Annotated in this window: 18 protein-coding genes; 2 read left to right on the forward strand and 16 right to left on the reverse strand. The window is 31.9% G+C overall.

The genetic code is table 11. The annotated features are described in order from the left end of the window. Window positions 1-13 precede the first annotated feature (13 nt). The 11 genes from COJ46_RS15720 to COJ46_RS15770 form a co-directional block, all read right to left on the reverse strand. Window positions 14-1,117 carry a glycosyltransferase family 1 protein gene (locus COJ46_RS15720; RefSeq protein ID WP_098566084.1) on the reverse strand — a complete coding sequence of 368 codons (1,104 nt, stop codon included), beginning with the start codon at window positions 1,115-1,117 and terminating at the stop codon, window positions 14-16. An 18-nt stretch (window positions 1,118-1,135) separates the two neighbouring features. Further along, a complete protein-coding gene (locus COJ46_RS15725; protein ID WP_176527946.1) occupies window positions 1,136-2,287 on the reverse strand; it encodes a glycosyltransferase in 1,152 nt (383 codons plus the stop codon). Window positions 2,288-2,316: 29 nt separating this feature from the next. Then, window positions 2,317-2,877 (reverse strand): acyltransferase, encoded by a 561-nt coding sequence (locus COJ46_RS15730; protein ID WP_098566086.1) that lies wholly within the window; start codon window positions 2,875-2,877, stop codon window positions 2,317-2,319. After that, window positions 2,874-3,968, reverse strand: coding sequence for a glycosyltransferase family 4 protein (locus tag COJ46_RS15735; protein ID WP_098566087.1), 1,095 nt, complete (start codon window positions 3,966-3,968; stop codon window positions 2,874-2,876). The genes COJ46_RS15730 and COJ46_RS15735 overlap by 4 nt, the downstream gene beginning before the upstream one ends. 21 nt (window positions 3,969-3,989) lie before the next feature. Further along, the gene (locus COJ46_RS15740; protein ID WP_098566088.1) at window positions 3,990-4,622 is read right to left on the reverse strand and encodes a sugar transferase; all 633 of its coding nucleotides are present in this window, start codon (window positions 4,620-4,622) and stop codon (window positions 3,990-3,992) included. A 34-nt stretch (window positions 4,623-4,656) separates the two neighbouring features. Further along, the gene (locus COJ46_RS15745; protein ID WP_176527947.1) at window positions 4,657-5,163 is read right to left on the reverse strand and encodes a PglD-related sugar-binding protein; all 507 of its coding nucleotides are present in this window, start codon (window positions 5,161-5,163) and stop codon (window positions 4,657-4,659) included. 42 nt (window positions 5,164-5,205) lie between these two features. After that, on the reverse strand, window positions 5,206-7,020 hold the full coding sequence (locus tag COJ46_RS15750) for a polysaccharide biosynthesis protein (protein WP_098566090.1): 1,815 nt from the start codon (window positions 7,018-7,020) through the stop codon (window positions 5,206-5,208). A gap of 66 nt (window positions 7,021-7,086) precedes the next feature. Then, window positions 7,087-7,968: a UTP--glucose-1-phosphate uridylyltransferase GalU gene (gene galU / locus COJ46_RS15755; RefSeq protein WP_098566091.1), complete on the reverse strand. Its 882-nt coding sequence runs from the start codon at window positions 7,966-7,968 to the stop codon at window positions 7,087-7,089. Window positions 7,969-8,309: 341 nt separating this feature from the next. Beyond that, complete coding sequence (locus COJ46_RS15760; protein WP_098566092.1) at window positions 8,310-9,083, reverse strand: tyrosine-protein phosphatase; 774 nt, start codon at window positions 9,081-9,083, stop codon at window positions 8,310-8,312. Next, window positions 9,080-9,775 carry a CpsD/CapB family tyrosine-protein kinase gene (locus tag COJ46_RS15765; RefSeq protein ID WP_098566093.1) on the reverse strand — a complete coding sequence of 232 codons (696 nt, stop codon included), beginning with the start codon at window positions 9,773-9,775 and terminating at the stop codon, window positions 9,080-9,082. Before COJ46_RS15765 ends, COJ46_RS15760 begins: the two co-directional genes overlap by 4 nt. A 7-nt stretch (window positions 9,776-9,782) precedes the next feature. Continuing rightward, window positions 9,783-10,502 carry a YveK family protein gene (locus COJ46_RS15770; RefSeq protein ID WP_098566094.1) on the reverse strand — a complete coding sequence of 240 codons (720 nt, stop codon included), beginning with the start codon at window positions 10,500-10,502 and terminating at the stop codon, window positions 9,783-9,785. Window positions 10,503-10,940: 438 nt separating this feature from the next. Between COJ46_RS15770 and COJ46_RS15775 the strand changes: the two genes are divergently transcribed. After that, window positions 10,941-11,090: a BH0509 family protein gene (locus tag COJ46_RS15775; protein ID WP_098566095.1), complete on the forward strand. Its 150-nt coding sequence runs from the start codon at window positions 10,941-10,943 to the stop codon at window positions 11,088-11,090. 523 nt (window positions 11,091-11,613) lie between these two features. Here COJ46_RS15775 and COJ46_RS15780 read toward each other — a convergent pair. Continuing rightward, the gene (locus COJ46_RS15780; protein WP_098566096.1) at window positions 11,614-12,300 is read right to left on the reverse strand and encodes a winged helix-turn-helix domain-containing protein; all 687 of its coding nucleotides are present in this window, start codon (window positions 12,298-12,300) and stop codon (window positions 11,614-11,616) included. A gap of 172 nt (window positions 12,301-12,472) precedes the next feature. On the opposite strand from COJ46_RS15780, the gene COJ46_RS15785 reads away from it, so the two are divergent. After that, entirely contained in the window at window positions 12,473-13,426 is a 954-nt protein-coding gene (locus COJ46_RS15785; protein ID WP_098566097.1) for a PstS family phosphate ABC transporter substrate-binding protein, read from the forward strand. 68 nt (window positions 13,427-13,494) lie between these two features. Here the strand turns inward: COJ46_RS15785 and COJ46_RS15790 are convergent, their stop codons facing one another. The 4 genes from COJ46_RS15790 to COJ46_RS15805 form a co-directional block, all read right to left on the reverse strand. Then, window positions 13,495-14,460, reverse strand: coding sequence for a phosphotransferase enzyme family protein (locus COJ46_RS15790; protein WP_098566098.1), 966 nt, complete (start codon window positions 14,458-14,460; stop codon window positions 13,495-13,497). A 104-nt stretch (window positions 14,461-14,564) separates the two neighbouring features. Continuing rightward, window positions 14,565-16,118, reverse strand: a complete 1,554-nt coding sequence (locus tag COJ46_RS15795) for a response regulator transcription factor (protein WP_098566099.1) — start codon at window positions 16,116-16,118, stop codon at window positions 14,565-14,567. Next, window positions 16,096-17,928 carry a sensor histidine kinase gene (locus tag COJ46_RS15800; RefSeq protein WP_098566100.1) on the reverse strand — a complete coding sequence of 611 codons (1,833 nt, stop codon included), beginning with the start codon at window positions 17,926-17,928 and terminating at the stop codon, window positions 16,096-16,098. The genes COJ46_RS15795 and COJ46_RS15800 overlap by 23 nt, the downstream gene beginning before the upstream one ends. 214 nt (window positions 17,929-18,142) lie before the next feature. Then, window positions 18,143-19,414, reverse strand: coding sequence for an ABC transporter substrate-binding protein (locus tag COJ46_RS15805; protein WP_097973256.1), 1,272 nt, complete (start codon window positions 19,412-19,414; stop codon window positions 18,143-18,145). Window positions 19,415-19,424: the final 10 nt, after the last annotated feature.

Consider the following 19,424-nt stretch of genomic DNA (forward strand, 5'->3'; position numbering starts at 1 on the left):
ATTTATTTTTTGTTCACCTATAGTTCAAATATTTTTCACTTAACATCTGGGCAACGCTACTTGAGTCAAAACCACTATTTGTAATTAAGAGACTTTCATCTTTTCTGAAATTATTACTAATAACTTGTAAGCATGATTGTGCCCAATTTTTTGCTGATTCCCTTAATGATACATATTTAATATGATTTAGAAGGTCAACTTCATGTGTTATTCCATCAGAAATAACACATGGTAGACTTGCTGCCTGTGCTTCTACTAATGTAACAGGTAAACCTTCATGAAAAGAAGGCATTACAAATAAATCAAATGCCTGAAGTAATTCATTAACATTACTTCTAGAACCTAAAAATAATACATTATCTTTCAAGCCTTTAATTACTACCTTTTCTTCTATTTTATTTTTTAATTCCCCTTCTCCTACTAATATCAACACTGAATTAGAATTAATCTTATGAAACTCGTAAAAAATATCAATTAAAAATTCATGATTTTTTTGATGCATAAATCTTCCAATATGGCCTAAAGCAATTTTATTACCAATTTTCAACTCACTTCTAATATTATCTCTTAAGGTTTTATCGTATTTGAATTTAGAAACATCTATTCCATTTCTTACAACTGAAGAATCATAATTGTCAGATAAAGTTTCACCAAATAGCCATTTTGCAGCCTCTTGAGAACAGGCAAAATAATCTGTCGCAAAATTTTTAACAAACATTTGATTATAACGGTGAATAAAATTATGCACGTAACTTCCACCTTGTTTGGTATTATGGCTATGAACTATACGATGAGGAACATTATAATTACTTGCAATTTTTAGTGGTGTCACATATGTCAAAGAACTGACATGGTGATGAATTACTTTATAATCCGAATGTTCTTTAAAGAAATCATTTAGTGCTTTTTTATTTTTTAAAATCCCTTGATTACGGGGCGGTACAGTATATATTTTCCCACCTAAAGAACGTATTTCATCATTAAAAGCACATTCCTCTTTAGTATGCAATAGAAAATCAAACTGAAGGATTTCTCTATCAATTTTCCTGTATATATTCATAATAAAAGCCTGGGCACCACCCCTATTCATATTATCAATAATTTGTAATACTCTCATGCGGAAACCCCAATCTATTTATATTGATTTTTCTAATAACTCTCTCTTAATTTTCTCATAGTACAATTGTCTCCTATTGTCTAATATCTCTTCTTCATATTCTTTTGCTTTAGAAAAGTTTTCAATAGCAATCCGTTCTAAGTCCTCATTTAAAATCATTTTTATTGAACTTATTACTGAGGAAACAGACCCTCTTTTAAACACACATTCATTCTGTATTAGCTCAGGAATACCTGCCGTATTAGCACCTAACACTGGACATCCTCTGCTCATTGCTTCAATAATTGATCTCGGTAAACCTTCTTGTTTACTAGGCTGAATATAAATATCCGCCATATCCATTGCATTTATTACATCCTGACGAGATAGTCCCCCTAAAAATATTACCCGATCCTCAACCTGATATTTTTTTGAAAGGTTTCTTAAAAATGTTTGATCCCCTTTTCCTGCAAGGTAATACGTTATATCTATTCCGGAATCGCATAATGATTTTATTGCCCTTATTACATATTCATGCCCCTTGTATCTAACGTTTACAGCAGCTGCTGTTAAAAGCACTAATTTACTACTATCTCTTTTTTTAATTTTGTTTATTCTCTTTTTTAATACCCTATCTTCTAATTTACCAATTGAAACATTCGAGGCATTTATACTATTATTTTTACTTGGATATCTACTTTGTAAAAATTTCTCTGTTACATACGTAGAATAACTCGCTCTATATACCAATTTTTTCATTTTGAGAAACATGTATAGAGCTATAGATTTACCTAAAATCCCGTGATTCCAATATGCATCCCATGCACATCCCATTGCCTCAGTCATATATGGTTTGTTTTGTCTAATTGCAATATCCGCAACCCTATATGAGACAATAGATGGGACTCGAGATACAACAATATCGCAATTAGAAATAGCATTAATTATTTGTTGATTATACTTATTTAAAAGAACGCTTTTTAAACTATCTATCGCAATATAATCATATATATATTGCGATATTTCAGCACAGAAAGTTGGGATTTCAGAAACATTAACAGTTCTTGTACACAGAATAATTTCTTGAAATGCATCAAAGTAGCGTTTTACTACAGGAACAAATGAATTATCTGCGTAATATCTTCCGTCTTTTACATATACTTTTGTATCAGTTGCTAATAATATTCTCATTTTTGCTCCTTCAACCATATTATAAAAGTTTAAATCATTTGAATTTCTTTTTGTTCCTCTATTCTTTTTTGGACTATTAACGTATTATCTGGATAATTACCCTTAATAACACATCCAGCTCCGACGACACAATTATCGCCTATTACTGTTCCACGTAAAATTACCGAATTTGCACCTATCCATACATTATTTCCTATCTTAACTGAAGAAGTTTTAAACTTTTTACTCTTTAAACCATCTTGTACCCTAAAATCGTGGTCATGATCATAAACATAGACATTTGGCCCAAACTGTACATTGTTCCCAATACTAATTTTTTCATGACATATTATCATACAACCATGGTTAAAAAATGTTTCTTCACCTATTTTTACCTCTGCATTTGATCTCACATTTATCTTTACACCACTTCTTGCCTTTACCATTTTTCCAAGGGCTAATTGTGCATTTTTGCCAACTACTACTTCTGTAAAAGGTGAAAAAAGATTAAAAAGTGTAAATTGTATTTTTTTAAAATTAAATATTTTCATAAAGCTAAACTTTATCAATGAAAATACTAGACAAGTAATAGCTCTTAAATATTTAGTCATATTATTTTCACTTCCTTTAAATAAGCATCAATGATTATCTGTCTATCAAACTCAGTCTCTACTTTTCTTCTACCAAAAAAGCCCATCTCACGTTTTTGCTGATAAGATAGCTCTATGAAATTCCTAACTTGATTAACCAAATCTTGGCTATTTCTAGCCTCAAATAAATACCCAGATAATCCATTGTCAATGACATCTTTAGACCCATTGATATTAGAAGCAATACATACTCTTCCCATAGCTGCCGACTCCAAAAGCACATTAGGTATTCCCTCACCTCCATGAGAAGGTAAAATAGTACAATGACATTTTTTTATCCATGATTTTATATCCTTTTGAAATCCAATATAATCGATAATTCCTTTTTCATGATAATCTTCAATAATATGTTTATATCTATCTTCTTCTATAAACCCTGCTACATAAAAATGTGTACTAGGATAACTTTGCTTTATTAATTTAGCCGCCCTTAGAAACTCATCTATTCCCTTTATTTCCATAATTCTTCCTATATAAATAAAGTTGATTTTACCACCTGAAGGTAATTCACATAATGAATACTGCTTTAAGTTTACACCTGAACCAGGAAGCATATCATAATTACTCTTAACCATATTATTTTTAACAAAAAATTCTCTATCCCCAATATTTTGAAAGAAGACCTTATATGATTTTTTGAGTGATATCTTATATAAGCTCTTAGCAATACGACTTAATACATCCTCTTTCAAGAAAGTCCCACCTGTACCGGTAATATTACTAACCTGCCTGTTTTTAGTAAAATTAGATGCGATACTACCATAAATATTAGGTTTGATTGTATATGAGAAAACAATGTCCGGTTTCAAGTTTTTCATAATTTTTATATATCTCAATATAAGTGCAAAATCTTTGAACGGATTTATCCCTCTTCGATCCATTGGGGTTTCAATAATTTTGCAACCCATTTTAATGAAGAAACTATTTTCATCAGATTTAGGTATAGATAAGTAAACCTCATGTCCTTCCTCAAGAAGTTGAGAAATTAGTTCTTTTCTAAAGTTATATAGTGTTATAAAATGATTCGATAAAAACAGCACTTTCTTTCTCAAAAATTATTCACCTGCTAACTATTAAGAAGTTTTTTTATTATTCTTTGGAATTTCTTCATTTACTACTGCTCCGGTTCCACCTTCAATAACCCCATCGCTTTTAATAACACTAACAATCGTTACAAAAAAACACTTAACATCCATCCAAATACTAAATTTTTGAACATACTCGCCATCTAATTTGGCCTTTACCTCGATAGGAAGTTCATCTCTACCATTAATTTGTGCCCAACCAGTCAGACCAGGTAGTACATTATTGGCACCATATTTATCTCGTTCAGCAATCAAATCATACTGATTCCAAAGTGCTGGTCTTGGCCCAATAATACTCATGTGTCCAACAAAAATATTCCAAATCTGCGGCAGCTCATCTAGTGAAGTCATTCTTAGAAACCTGCCCATTTTTGTAATGTATTGATCTGGATTCTTTAGTAAATGAGTAGGAGTGTCCTTAGGTGTATCTATTTTCATAGTTCGGAATTTTAATATATAAAAATAAGACTTATTTATTCCAACACGTTTTTGTTTAAACAAAATAGGCCCTCTTGAATCTAATTTAATTGCAATAATTAAAATTAAAAATATTGGCGATAAAACAAATATTCCAATTAAAGAAAGAATAATATCTATAATCCTTTTAACCTTTAAGTACATTCTAATTTCACCTCAGTTTCATAACTAGTTACTTTTATTGCATTTTATTAGCGTAGACCCTTCCAGAATCCAGCATCTGCAGTCTCTCTAGCTTACTGTTTGCTTTAATAATTGCACCAGTATTAATATGTGAATACTCACCAATAATACAATCATGATCTATTAATGCACCAATACTTATGATACAACCCTTTTCAATTCTTACATTCGTGTTAACGACTGCCTTAGCACAAACTATTGAGCCTGCTGCAATATTAGCCGAAGGACTTATATAAGCTGTTGGATCCACTAAAAATGGAATCTGAAATCCTACTTTTGTTAACTCTTTATACCATTTCATTCTTAGTTCATTGTTACCAAGTGCAATAAAAGCGTAGGTGTATTTGTTAACAAACATTCTATAATTAATACATTTTCCTATTGCTATTTCAGAATTGTCATCTAGGAAATCAATTCTTGCAAAACAATCCATTGCATCGGCGGTTTCTTTAACTACTCTTCCATGACCACCAGCGCCCAGTATTAATAAATTTTCTTTCAAGAAAATCAGCTCCATTTTTGTAAAACTAGTAGCTTAGTATAATTAAAAATGAACATTCACTAGAGATTTATTATTCGCCATCTCTAAGAGTCTTTCACGTATTAATTCTTTACTCATATTTTCAAAATCATTCATAAAAGCCCCTACGGTTTCTTGATCGGTTAGAACCGCTTTACCTACATGAATCTTTGGAAATATTTGCTTCGGATGAACTTCGTTTTCATTTAATAACTCTTCAAACAATTTCTCGCCAGGTCTTACTCCTGAAAATTCAATTTCGATTTCATCCATTGAATATCCTGACATTGTAATCAAGTTTTTTGCCAAATCTACGATTTTTACAGGCTCACCCATATCAAGTACAAAAATTTCTCCACCCTTAGCTAATACTCCAGCCTGTATTACTAGTCTTGAAGCTTCAGGAATTGTCATAAAGTAACGAATCATATCGGGATGCGTTACCGTAACAGGTCCACCTTTTTGAATTTGCTTTTTAAATAAAGGGATAACACTACCTCTACTACCAAGTACATTTCCAAATCGTACCGCAACAAATTTTGTATTACTAATAGCAGCCATTTGTTGAACTAGCATTTCCGCAACCCTTTTTGTTGCTCCCATTACATTTGTAGGATTTACAGCTTTATCGCTAGATACCATAACAAACGTATTAACCCCAAATGTATCTGCAGCTTCTGCCACATTCTTAGTACCGAACACATTATTTTTCACTGCTTCTTCCGGATTTCTTTCCATCAATGGTACGTGCTTATGTGCCGCTGCATGATAAACTATATATGGTCGGTGTTTATCAATGATCTCAAACATCTTATTGCGATCTTGTATATCTGCAATTTCAGTAATAATTTCAACACTATCTTTATATGTTTCTCTTAACTCCATTTCGATTGTGTATATACTGTTTTCTCCATGACCTAAAAGAACAATTTTTTGTGGTTTATATTTTAAAATTTGACGACAGATTTCTGAGCCTATCGATCCACCTGCTCCTGTCACTAGGATTGTCTTTTCTTTAATAGAGTCTAAAATACCTTCATCATCTAATTGAATTGGTTCTCTTCCCAATAACTCTTCTACTTTTACTTCTCTAAATTCATTTACTGCAACCTTCCCCTGTAATATATCTTCTAACATTGGAACGATTTGAGTTTTAGCTTTGGTTTTACTACACTCTTGAAAAATAGAATTAATTCCTTTTTTATTTAAAGACGGAATGGCTATTATGATAGTTTCTATATTGTAATCTTCAACAATACGTTCAATTTCATTCGTTTTACCAACAACTGGAATATTCATTATTTCTAATTTAAACTTTGTTGGATCATCATCAATAAATGCAACGGGACATAATTCTGTATCATTGCTTCTAATTAACTGACGTACAACCATAGTTCCTGCTTTCCCTGCCCCAATAATTAAGGTTCGCTTTTTGTTCGTAGATTTATCAATAAAAGAATCGCGGAACATGCGCCAAACAAAACGGGAACCACCAATTAGTAATATATGAAGCATCCAAGTTATCATTAAAACACGTATGTAAAGACCATTTGTAAAGATTAATTGGACAATTGCAGTAATTACTATAGATAACGATACTGCCTTAAAAATATGAAATAGTTCTCCAACACTTGCGTATTCCCAAGCTTTTTTGTATAGCTTATAATAAAAGGCAAAAATATGATGACAAATTAATATAGTAACAGAACCAGTTATTAAAAAAGGTGGGAAATTATTAATAATATTCGGATATAAAAACCAATAACTTAAATAAACAGAGGTAAGAACGATAACAGAATCGAGAAATACTAAAAGTGAAAATCTTTTTTGATATGACATTATATTTCCCCCTTTACTCAATCCAAAAAACCAACTAAATTTCTCATATATTTTAATTAATTTCTCTTAAACTGTAACCGGTTCTTTTCTTAGTACCTCATCCATAAATCTCAATAAATCATGTTTCAAGTCATCATGTTGTAAGGCAAACTCTATAGTCGTTTTAATAAATCCTAATTTTTCTCCAACATCATGACGCTTTCCTTCAAAGTCATATGCAAACACACGCTGAATTGAATTTAATTTTTGAATTGCATCTGTTAATTGAATTTCTCCACCTGCTCCAATTGATTGCTCTTCTAAGTACATAAAAATTTCAGGTGTAAATACATAACGACCCATGATTGCTAAATTAGAAGGTGCTGTACCTGGTGCTGGCTTTTCAACAAAGTTTTTTACTTCGTATCTTCTACCCTCTTGCATAATCGGTTCAACAATGCCATATCGATGTGTTTCTTCTTCTGGTACTGTTTGAACACCAATTACTGAAGAATATGTATTGTCATATTGATCCATTAGCTGCTTTAATCCTGGTGTTTTTGCTTCGACAATGTCATCTCCAAGTAATACAGCAAATGGTTCATTACCAATAAAATTACGTGCACACCAAACAGCATGACCTAATCCTTTAGGTTCTTTTTGTCTTATGTAATGAATGTCGATATTAGATGGAGCTTTAACTTGTTCTAATAACGCATATTTTTCTTTTTCTAATAAGTTTTGTTCTAGCTCATATGAATAATCAAAATGATCTTCAATTGCGCGTTTTCCTTTACCTGTTACGATAATGATATCTTCAATTCCAGATTCAATCGCTTCCTCAACAATGTATTGAATTGTTGGTTTGTCTACTATCGGAAGCATTTCTTTCGGCATTGCTTTTGTTGCAGGTAAAAAGCGTGTTCCTAAACCCGCTGCTGGTATAATTGCTTTTCTTACTTTCTTCATTTTCCAAGTCCCTCCATTGCTTTCTTTCCCCAAATTAATAAAGTTTCCACTTCTATATTCATGTGAATAAATACACAAGAAGAAACTCTATTTTCTTTTAAATTAAATATAGTTTAGGGCATCTAACCCCTCCTCACACAATACCTCTGACGACTAGCGTCTAAGCAGATCATTACAAGTTTTTTACTCCTTTTCTCGAATACGCATAGCCTGTTTTGTTTGAGTGATTTATAAGGTCTATTTGCATTAAGATAAGCGGAAAACTAATTAATTTAATCATCTACCACAATATAGCCGAGTACCCCCATTGATAACGGTAAGGAGATATCACCTATCATTTATTAGATTCCTAGTAAACGACTAAAAATATTTTGTTTTAATTTAAGAGGTTCTTCTGGATAGAGAATTTCACCATTCATAATTGATTGCGCATTTTCCCTCATTTGGAACTCGGTTTCTATTCCAAATTTTTCTCGGATGATTTCGTATGCATCTATTAACTCAAAATTCCGATTTTTCGTATTATGTGCATCTGATGCAATAATATGTACCCAATTTGCCTCAATACATTTAAAAGCAAACTTTTGAATTTTTTTACCGAATTTACCTGTTATTGATGAAGCAGTTAGTTGTGTTAAGATCCCTTTTTGGACAAATTCAAAAAGAATGTCTGGTTCGTTTATAAGAACTTTGTTCCGTTCAGGATGTACAAGAATCGGTATAATTCGATTTGCTTGCATCTCGTATAACAACTTATTTGTAAAATGTGGTATATGAGATGACGGAAGCTCGCAAAGTAAATAGCGTCTTCCATCATTAATTGAAACAATTCGATTAAGTTCAAAGTCTTGGATCAATTCCCCATAAAGCCTTACCTCTTGACCAGGTAAAATCATTAAAGGTATAGCTTTTTCATTTAAAACATTATTTAACTCTTCTACTTTTTCTAATATCACTTTTCTGTCTGTATTGTAACGTCCGTTCTGATGATGAGGTGATGCAACAATTGTATGAATCCCATTGTCCACGGCTGCTCGTGCCATATTTATACTATCTTCCATTGTAATTGGACCGTCATCTAGGCCAGGTAAAATATGACAGTGAAGATCAATCATTTTTCGCTACCATAATAATCGTAATAACCGTCTTTACCCTGTTCCGCTCGATTTAATACAACACCTAGGATATTTGCGTTTACTAGTGTTAATAGCTCTTTAGCTTTTTTAATTTTTTCTTTTGCCGTGTATCCTCTACGGACAACTAAAATCGTACCATCACATACTTGTGAAATGATTTGAGCATCTGTAACTGCTAACAATGGAGGAGCATCAAAAAGAATCACATCATATTGTTCATACATTTGTGCGATCAACTTCTTCATTTTTTCTGAAGATAATAGTTCTGATGGATTTGGCGGTATAGGTCCTGAAGTTAGAATTGATAGATTGCTAATCTCAGTTTTTTGTATGACTTCCTTTAAGGGCTTTTCTTGTGCAATAGCAGTTGTTAAACCTTTAAAATTCTCTAACTTAAAATCAGAATGCAATTGAGGTTTACGTAAGTCTGCGTCTACTAGAAGAACTTTCTTTTCTTGCTGAGCATATGTAACAGCAAGATTCGCAATTGTCGTTGTTTTACCTTCTGAAGGCTCGGAAGATGTTACTAAAATCGATTTTATTTTTTTATCGATTGAAGAAAATTGGATATTAGTACGAACCGTTCTATATTGCTCTGCAAATGGTGATTTAGGGTTTGTTAATGTAATAAGAAATCTTTTTAAACTTTCTTTAGCCGTTTTTTTAACCATTTTACGTTTACGCACCCTTTCCCATTTTTAAATTTATTTTAGGAGTAATTTTCCCCTTTGATACTTCAGTAATAACACCTAAAATAGGTAACTCCAATAATTCTTCAAGCTGTTTTTCAGTCTTAACTGTGTTATCTAAAAACTCAAGTAAGAATGCAATACCAACTGAAAGCATTAATCCAACAGCAAAACCAATTGCAATGTTTAATTTCTTATTTGGTTTAATCGGATTTTCACTTAAATCTGCTTTTGCTAAAACAGTTACATTATCTACACTCATAATTGTTTTAATTTTTGCCTGAAATACATTTGCAATCGTATTCACAATCGTTTGAGCTTGCTTAGGATCAGGATCTTGTACAGAAACTGTAAATACTTGTGAATTTGCTTCGCTTGCAACTGTAATATTTTTAGTCAGTTCTGCAACTGTATAATCTAAATTTAATTGATTAATAACTTCATCTAAAATAGCTGGACTCTTAATAACGACATTGTATGTATTGATCAATTGAACATTTGTTTGCACTTGGTTATTCTGGTAAATCGAAGAATCTTTTGTTTCTTTTTGATTAACTAATAATTGTGTTGAAGATTGATAAATTGGGGTTAAAATTAAATAACTAATAACTCCTGTAACCACTGTGGCTACAACTGTAATACTAATTATCATGATTAGACGTTTCTTAATAACGCCGAATAATTCTTGTAAACTAATCGTCTCTTCCATCGCTTCCTCCTTAAATTCTATACATTTATTATTCTATTAAAATATACCTTAAGATTCAACAGTGACTAGTATAACAATTACTTAACTAAAAGTTAAGCAAAAATTAATCTACAAATAGGGAACTTTGGATAAATTTCCCATAAAACAAGGTATTTTGTCGGATTATTTACCCATTTTATGGAAGCCCTTACAAACCTGTCTAGTTATGTTACATTCATTAATAAAAATTGTAATATTAGAAATTATTCTAGAAAAATATATTCGATGTAAATTGAATAATGATCAATTTAATGATAAAAATAATTTTTTCCTTATTTAGTAAAAATCACTAGCACATTTTGGTTTTTCTGTTATATAATAAAATATAAATAAATACACTGTATTAATACAGTGTGAAAACAAATTAATCATTCATTTAAATCAAAGGGAGTGTTGTTAATGATGAGTAGAGAAGAGCGTAAAAACATGGTTCAATTTTTGGAATTAACAAAAGGATTTTCAACTGAGGACTTAGTTTTCATGACGGATGCTGAATTAGAGCACCTTTACGATACTGCGTATACGTACATGTTACATCACGCTGAGTAAGATCTTACAACTTTGGATTACTGCACTTATAAAATAAAAAGCTAGGTGAACATCCTAATTTGGATTCACCTAGCTTTTTCATTTATCAATGTTTTATACGTTAATGCTGTATCCAATTACTTATTTATCTTCTTTTTTTCGAATTTACAAAAGACATCAAAAGTCCTACCTTTCCGATGATATTTTTTAATTTGAGTCTAAAACATTTTAAAAGAGTATTTTATATGTATCTTTTGTTATATCGGAATTTTAATTTTACCAATATATGGTAAACAAACAGATTGTCCATTTTCGTTGTTTAACCCTTAAAATTGTATACAATTTGTACGTTTTTTTAGTCATTTTGTCTAATAGGGTGTGTACAAAAAAAAATTTTTTTATTTAATTTTTAATAAAAAAATTTGTCTATTTTATTATTAAAAACAATAAAAGTGCATTTCTCTATCCAAACCTCTGCTTTATAAAAATAAAAAAGCTAAAATGCATCCTTAAAAAGAATTCACCTAGCTTTTTACACTTCTGTTCAATTAACAAGCGTTTCAAACCGATAGCCTTTCCCCTTAATCGTTTTAATATATTTAGGATAATTAGGTAGTTCCTCAATTTTATGTCGCAAACTATGAATATAAATATCGATTAATCTTCTATTTTTATAAACAGAAATCACTTCCATTAATTCTTCTCTCGTTACAATAAAACCGGCTTTTTTTATTAAAAAGAGTAAAATTGCGTATTCCCTACCATTTAACTCGATCCTCATTTTATTTTTGTAAACCTCTTCTCGATTTAAATAGAAGGAAATCTCTCCAAAATATAAAACTTTTTCTCGGTCTTCTTCTATTTTTCCAGTGCCTGCCCTCCTCATAACTGCTTTTATTCTTGCGGATAAATCTCTAGGATGAATCGGATATTTAACATATTGATCCGCTCCAGCTTCAATGCAAATCGCTGCCTCGTATGAATCATAAGTTTCAACTAATAATATGATCGGTATTTCTGATATCCGTCTTATTCTCATGATTAATGGAATAAACTCGTCCAAAACTTGGCTTTTCATTAATACTATGCAACCTTTTAAGAAACCAAGATGTATGTCTTCATTAAACTCTCCATATCGATATGTGCTGATTTTAATTAATCCGAATTGTTTACTTTGTTGAAGCACATGTTCAATCTCGTTTTGATCTTGGATGATGACAATTTGCTCCACCGTATATCTCTCCCATTTTTTACTGTTTATACGGTCATTTTAATTGGTTATTAACAAAAAAGGGGGACTTTCACTATACCTTTACAAATTCTTTACGTAGCGTTAAAAGCAAGTTAATCTTTGTGGGATATCGTAAGAAATATAGCAAAAACAACGAGGGAGGAAACTGTAGATGCAACGTAAGAAAGTACTTTTATTAGTCGTCGCAATCACAGCTATGTTATCTTTAGCGGCCTGTGGAATTGCCTATCATCCTAATTCAAGTACAGCTGAAAAACAATTAACTGGTAGTGTACTAATTGACGGTTCATCTACCGTTTTCCCGATTATGCAAACAATAACGAAGCAATATAGATCTGCAAAACCCGAGGTAACGATTTCATTAGGTAATAGTGGTACAATTGATGGTTTTAAAAAATTTACAAATGGCATAACTGATATAAACGACGCATCTCGTCCAATAACAAATGAAGAAGATACAATCGCTAGGCACAATAACATCGATTATATTCAATTAAAATTAGCTTACGACGGTCTATCTGTTGTAGTAAATAAAGACAATGATTTTGTTAATCAATTAACAGTTGAACAATTAAAAAAGTTGTGGGCCGTTAATAGCAAAATAAAAACTTGGAATGAACTAAACTCAGCTTGGCCAAAGGAAGAAATTAAATTCTTCAGCCCAGGTCCTGAGTCAGGAACTTACGAATACTTTAATAAAACAATCTTAAATCAAGCTGGCGAACGGAAAGATGCTCAAACGTCTGAAGATGTCAAAACTCTTGTTGCTGATGTTGCTAGTGAAAAAGGTGCAATTGGATACTTTGGTCATGCTTACTATGAAGAAAACAAAGATCAATTAAAAATTGTACCAATCGTTAATCCAAAAACAGGTAAAGCAGTTCTACCGACTGAAGAGACGATCAAAAATGGGACTTACCCTCTTTCACGTGAACTCTACACATATGTAAATAGTAACTCACTTAAACGTCCTGTCGTTTTGGACTACTTGAAATTTGCGAATGAAAATGCTCCACTTTTAGCTGAGCAAGTCGGCTATATCCCCTTAGAAGATGAGCAATATGAAATCAATATTAATAAAATAGAAGAAGCTAGACACAAATAACCTTACTCACCCCCAATTAATATAAAAAAAGCTACGATTCGTGTTTGAATCGTAGCTTTTTATTTAATTTAAAGATCAATGATCGTCTTCTTATTTATGATACGCTCTTTTAGTTCTTCACAAAGTTCAATTACTCTTTGCGTTTTTTCTTCATATTTCATATTCAGTACATGATAAAGCGTAATATCACGACATTTTAAAAATGAAGGAATTCGGCTATACCATTCTTCATCTAATACATATTCGGTTTCATAACCTTTTCGAAAGATTTCTAGCTGTCTTTTTGCGAAATTAGATTTTTCTTCGAATGATGCCTTACTACCCCAAGCAGTATAATATAGAACAATTGCGATATCTGAAATGAAATAATTATATTGCAGGTCATCGAAATCAAAAGCCGTTATTTCACCTTTATCATTTACGAAGAAATTATGGAGATGCAAGTCACTATGGATTAATCCATATGAATCTTTCTTTCTGTCATAACCTTGGATTTCTTCTATTAATTCCTTCGTAAAAATGCCAAGTTCTTCATCAGCTACCATTTCATTTAAATAAGCTTCTTCGTCCCAATGCTCACGATGATTTGTTATAGGATAATCAACTGTTAATGCGTGAAGCTTTCCGATTGTTTTTCCCCATGTGTACATGAGATCATCATTCCACACAGCTGGGTTTGTCCGATCAACTAATTGCCCATCTGCCCATTCAAACATTGAAGCGTAAAAACTTGTACCATCACTTGCATTTTGGACTTCTACTAAATGACCGTTCAAAGAATTTAAAGAACCTGCTGCATTCGCTCCGTTTTCTCTAGCATATTTTAAAAACTTAAGTTCTGCCTCAATTTCTTCCTTTGAGCGATGAGATGAATGCGTTAATCGTAAAATGCGATCTGTTCCATCTGCCAGTTTACCTTTAAATAGATAGTTCTCGAACTCTCCGACTGGTTTTTCTTCTACTGTTATACCAAATTGTGATGCTGCATTCGTTAAAATCTCTTTCGTAAAAACTCTTTCAACTGCCTGTTCCATTTTTAATCCCCCGAAACATTAGAATAAATATACATAGAATAAATATCTAATTACTTATTCCTCAGTTTCCAAGGATTTCCTGCAACTTTTTTACTAAATAATTACTAATCATTCATATTTCGGTATTCATTTGGGGTCATCCCAACGATTTTCTTAAACACTTTTCGAAAGTATTTATCATCTTGATAGCCGATTTTCCCTGCTATTTCATAAATTTTTAAATTGGGGAACTTCAATAATTCCTTCGCTTTTTCGATCCGAATTGAAACAATATAATCTGATATATTCACACCGTATATTTGTTTAAACTTACGGGATATATATTCGCGGCTTAAATAAAATTTCTCTGAAAACTCCTGAAGTGAAATTTCTTCAGCATAGTTCAGTTGAATATAATTTGCAATTGCTTCTATACTGTTGAGTTCTTGGTTCGTCTGATTCTTTTCTTGAATAATCGACTGAACTCTTTCCCTTTGAGTCGCAATATAATCACCAATTTCAAAATGCCCTTTCGCATTCCAGAACAATTCGAGATTTACTTCCTGAACGGTTTGAAGAGATAGTTTATTAATCCAATGATTAAGGAAGATTAGAAACTCCTGATGCAATGAAAGTAACTGCGCAAAAGGAAGATAATTCTTCTGTGCGATTCGTTTACTAAAAAGTTGAATGACTTCATCGTAAATATAAATATCCTGTTTCTCAACCATTTGTTCAAATAAGTTGATGATTTCTACTAGATTAATCGGATGATACGCTTTTATATCTTCATAAAAATAAACTGGTACATCTCGCTTTTCTAAAATATTTACATGCTGTAGAACATTTACAACTTCCTCATACCCAGACTGGATCGATTCAATTGTTAACTTTCTACTGATTGCAAAATGAAACGGGAAAGGTACAACTGTCGATAAAGTTTTAGCTATATGTTGGATACTGTCAGTTACTTGCTCACCCCAATATAGTAAACAAATCTCCTTTGTACCTTGTAAATTACGAAATGCAATTCCTCCATTTTGGTTTTGAAGAACTTCATTTACTATATTTAATAGGGCAAAAAAGCATAAATCCTCCGGCCAAATATCTTTGAATGTCTCTAAATTTCGTAATTTTAGTAAAGAAACATGTAAAGTTTGCCCTTCTTCATATCCTAATTGGTTTAACATGTTCTGATTATATTCTTTACCGTAGATTGCATTTGTTAATTGTTTGTCCCTGTAAACAGGTAAAACTTCCTGCAGCAAACGAAAATCATTTAACGCATCAATTCTCTCTTTTTCTTTTTCATTCCAATCTGATACAACTTTTACTAAAGTTTCATTCAATATATCCGGATCAATTGGTTTTAATAAATAATCAGACGCACCGAACTGAATGGCTTCCCTCATATAATGATAGTCATCATACCCAGTTACAACGATTACTTTACAATTAATGTTTTCTGAATGAAGCCACTTTAATAATCCTCTACCGTCTAGCTCTGGCATCATTAAATCAGTAAATATAATTGTCGGTCTTTCCTTTATTATGATGTCTTGAGCGATTGCTCCATTTTCTGCTTCTAATATTTCAGTAACACCAATTGCATCCCAATCTGCAAGAATTTTTACACCTTCTCGTACATGCTTTTCGTCATCTATTAGTAGAACCTTCATGATTAACTTCTCCTCTTGTCATTTCAATCGGTAAGATTATCGTTACAACAAAGTTTTCATGCTTCACACTTTCTATTTTTACTTCTGCTTTTTTACCATAATAGAAATGAATGCGATCAGAAATATTTTTTAAACCGATACTCTCGTGAGTATTTAATCCACCTTCTGATAGCGATGAATTGATGATTTCTAACTCCTCTTCTGAAGCACCTTCACCATTATCAGCAATGACTATTTTTAAGCGATCATCTTGTTGTCTATGAATCGAAATATTTAATTCACCAAGCTTTTGTTGTTTTTCAAAACCATGTTTAAAGAAATTTTCGACGATTGGCTGTAAAATCATTTTGGGCATTTTTACTTTGTTTAACCCTTCATCCACTTCCAGGTTATAAACAAATCTGCCATCATATCGTTCGTTTTGAAGTGATAAATAATCTTTTATATGGTTTAATTCATCTTTAAGCGTTACAAAATCTTCATTATTTTTCATGCTATATCTCATGATTTTTGATAGTGACATAATTAAACGATAAACTTTTATTCCGTCATTTTTTAATGAAAGAGTTCCAATTGACTGCAAGGCATTGTATAAAAAATGCGGATTTATTTGAGACTGAAGTACTTTTAATTGATTCGTTTTATTTTCAATTTGAAGCTTATATTCTTTTATATATAAATCATTTAACGTATCGACCATTGAAGTAAAATGTTTACCTAACTGACCAAACTCATCATTTCCTAACGTATCGAACGAAACGGCAAGTTCTCCCTTCTCGATTCGCTGCATATCACGAATTAAGATTCGTATTGGTCGTGTAAATCTGAATGATACGATAATGGTTAAAATGATGACTAATAAGACTGAAATCGCCCCGAGTGTAACCGTAATTTTCAATAATTGATTCGAATTATGGTAGAGATTCTTATAAGGAATGCTTTTAATGATTGTCCATTGTTGATGATTGCTGCTTTTTATTTTGTCATACACATAGACCCCACTAAAATCCTTTCCCTTCCATTCAAAACTAGTTTCACCTGATCGATCTGAGCTAATCTTTTTATACCATTTTGTTTCTAGCTTTTTACCTATCAGATTTTTTTCAGAGGAATAAAGAACAACATTCCCATCACCAACAACGAAAAGATGTTCCTCACCTTTTTTATAAATACGATCAAAAATTTCATTAATTCTACTTAATTCAATATCGATTGATAAAAAGCCTAGCCATTGGTCGGATGTAACATTATTTAAAAAATAATGAAGTGATACAACTTGTTTAACTGGCTCAATTCGAAAATCAGATAAATTATTATAATTTTGAATCGGATGGGTCGGTTGAATATAATACGAGTCCCTCGAGAAACTTAAATTTCTATATGTGGGAATTTGGTTGAAATTATACAATTTCCCTCGACTACTAACCTTTGCATTGTAGACGGTGTAATCATCCTTACCCTTCGTTAAATATAAATGCAATTGCTCGATTTCTCTTCTTGAAAAATAAAGTCCTAATAAACTACGTTGAATTTCTGCAGAATTTTGTTCGATATAAGCTGTCGCACCATTTTCTAACACAGACAAAAACGGTCTATTACTATAAATGGACAGTGGAATTCCGTAAATTTCATTAAAATAATTCAATAAATCATTCCCACTACGCTTTATCAAATCATGGTTTGTATTTACAAATTCCTTTGTTACCGTGTTCTTCGTATAAAAATAATTCGCGATAATCGATAATCCAAAAGGAATAATCGTGGCGATTAATAATAAGACAATCAACTTACTTCTAATACTATTTTTCATGATAACATCCTTCGCGGAAACGTTTGCACTTTCTACTATCTAGTTTATCAGAAAGTTTAAAATTTAAATATAGGAAACTGAGGGTTAATTCTTATTCTGGATACGTGCTAGAGAGTAAACTTTCAAATCAATCATAAAAAACCCACAAGGAAATTAATTCCTTGTGGGTTGCCTTAATCTATAGGGTATTTCAGGGAAGCCTAAAATTAAGAACTTATTTTTTTAATTTCATCCAAGTATCTTCAAGAGATTTTAACATTTCGTCTGCAGATTTTTGCTTTCCAACGTAAGCTTGCATTGATGCACCAAACTCATTTGTAGCTCCATCTGGGTATTTGAACCAGTTCCAAGATAATGTTTTACCTTCAGCAGAGTATTTTTGTAAGTCGTCTGCGATTGGTCCTAAGTTTTTACCTTGAATTGTTTTTAATGCTGGGATAAACTTGAATTTTTCTACAATGTATTTCTTACCTGTGTCAGAAGTAACCATCCACTCTAAGAATTTTTTAGCTTCTTCTTTGTTTTTAGAGTTTTTGTTAACTACCCAGTTATTTGGTACACCCATTGGTAATTTGTCCATAGCTGCTTTGTCATCGTTGATTGGAATTGGTAACACGCCTAAGTTCATGTTTGGAGTGATTCCATCAATCATACCTTGAATCCAGTTACCTTGTTGGATCATAGCAGTTTTACCTTGAGCAAAGTTTGTAACTTGAGTGTTGTAATCAGTTGTTAAAGGATTTTTGTTACCGTATTTAACTGTTAAATCAAACAGTTTCATAAATTGTTTAAATTGCTCGTTGTCTTGAATTTTCACTTTACCTGAATTCACATCAGCCATGAATTTATCTGGATCTTGTTGTTGAGCAAAAGGAATATTTAATAAGTGAATTCCTAGAATCCACCACTCACCATATCCAACTGAGAATGGTGTGATACCTGCTTTTTTAAGCTTTTCAGCTGCAGTAGTTAATTCGCTTAATGTTTTTGGTGCTTCCGTAATACCAGCTTTTGCGAATAAATCTTTATTATAAATAAAGCCATAACCTTCAGTATTCATTGGCATACCGTAAAGTTTGCCGTCAATTGTCATTGGTTTTTCAGTTCCTGGATATAAGTCTTTTACCCAAGATTGATCAGAAAGATCTTCTAATTTATCTTTCCAAGTTACTGCTTCTTGGAATCCACCGTTATTAAAGATATCAGGCTCGTTACCTGAAGCAAATTGAGCTTTTAATGCAGCACCGTAGTCAGCACCGCCACCAACAGTTTGAATTTTAACTGTTACGTTTGGATTTTCCTTATGGTAATCCTTCGCCATTTGTTCTAAATCTTTCGCAATCTCAGCTTTAAACTGGAATACGTTTAATGTTACTTTTTTATCCTTTGAATCATTTGAAGCTTTGTCTGAAGATCCTCCAGAACATGCAGAGAATAACATCACTGAAGTTGTTAATGCTGCTGCTACCTTTAGCATCTTTTTCATCCTAAAAACC

Origin of the sequence: Bacillus sp. AFS077874 (genome assembly GCF_002566505.1) — a bacterium.
GTDB lineage: Bacteria > Bacillota > Bacilli > Bacillales > Bacillaceae_G > Gottfriedia.

Coding starts and splice junctions, on each gene's coding strand:
- COJ46_RS15740 (WP_098566088.1), bottom strand. CDS start 4,622: ATGTACTTAAAGGTTAAAAGGATTATAGATATTATTCTTTCTTTAATT.
- COJ46_RS15785 (WP_098566097.1), top strand. CDS start 12,473: ATGCAACGTAAGAAAGTACTTTTATTAGTCGTCGCAATCACAGCTATG.
- COJ46_RS15720 (WP_098566084.1), bottom strand. CDS start 1,117: ATGAGAGTATTACAAATTATTGATAATATGAATAGGGGTGGTGCCCAG.
- COJ46_RS15800 (WP_098566100.1), bottom strand. CDS start 17,928: ATGAAAAATAGTATTAGAAGTAAGTTGATTGTCTTATTATTAATCGCC.
- COJ46_RS15760 (WP_098566092.1), bottom strand. CDS start 9,083: ATGATTGATCTTCACTGTCATATTTTACCTGGCCTAGATGACGGTCCA.
- COJ46_RS15790 (WP_098566098.1), bottom strand. CDS start 14,460: ATGGAACAGGCAGTTGAAAGAGTTTTTACGAAAGAGATTTTAACGAAT.
- COJ46_RS15765 (WP_098566093.1), bottom strand. CDS start 9,775: ATGGTTAAAAAAACGGCTAAAGAAAGTTTAAAAAGATTTCTTATTACA.
- COJ46_RS15775 (WP_098566095.1), top strand. CDS start 10,941: ATGATGAGTAGAGAAGAGCGTAAAAACATGGTTCAATTTTTGGAATTA.
- COJ46_RS15730 (WP_098566086.1), bottom strand. CDS start 2,877: ATGACTAAATATTTAAGAGCTATTACTTGTCTAGTATTTTCATTGATA.
- COJ46_RS15725 (WP_176527946.1), bottom strand. CDS start 2,287: ATGAGAATATTATTAGCAACTGATACAAAAGTATATGTAAAAGACGGA.
- galU (WP_098566091.1), bottom strand. CDS start 7,968: ATGAAGAAAGTAAGAAAAGCAATTATACCAGCAGCGGGTTTAGGAACA.
- COJ46_RS15750 (WP_098566090.1), bottom strand. CDS start 7,020: ATGTCATATCAAAAAAGATTTTCACTTTTAGTATTTCTCGATTCTGTT.
- COJ46_RS15805 (WP_097973256.1), bottom strand. CDS start 19,414: ATGAAAAAGATGCTAAAGGTAGCAGCAGCATTAACAACTTCAGTGATG.
- COJ46_RS15770 (WP_098566094.1), bottom strand. CDS start 10,502: ATGGAAGAGACGATTAGTTTACAAGAATTATTCGGCGTTATTAAGAAA.
- COJ46_RS15795 (WP_098566099.1), bottom strand. CDS start 16,118: ATGAAGGTTCTACTAATAGATGACGAAAAGCATGTACGAGAAGGTGTA.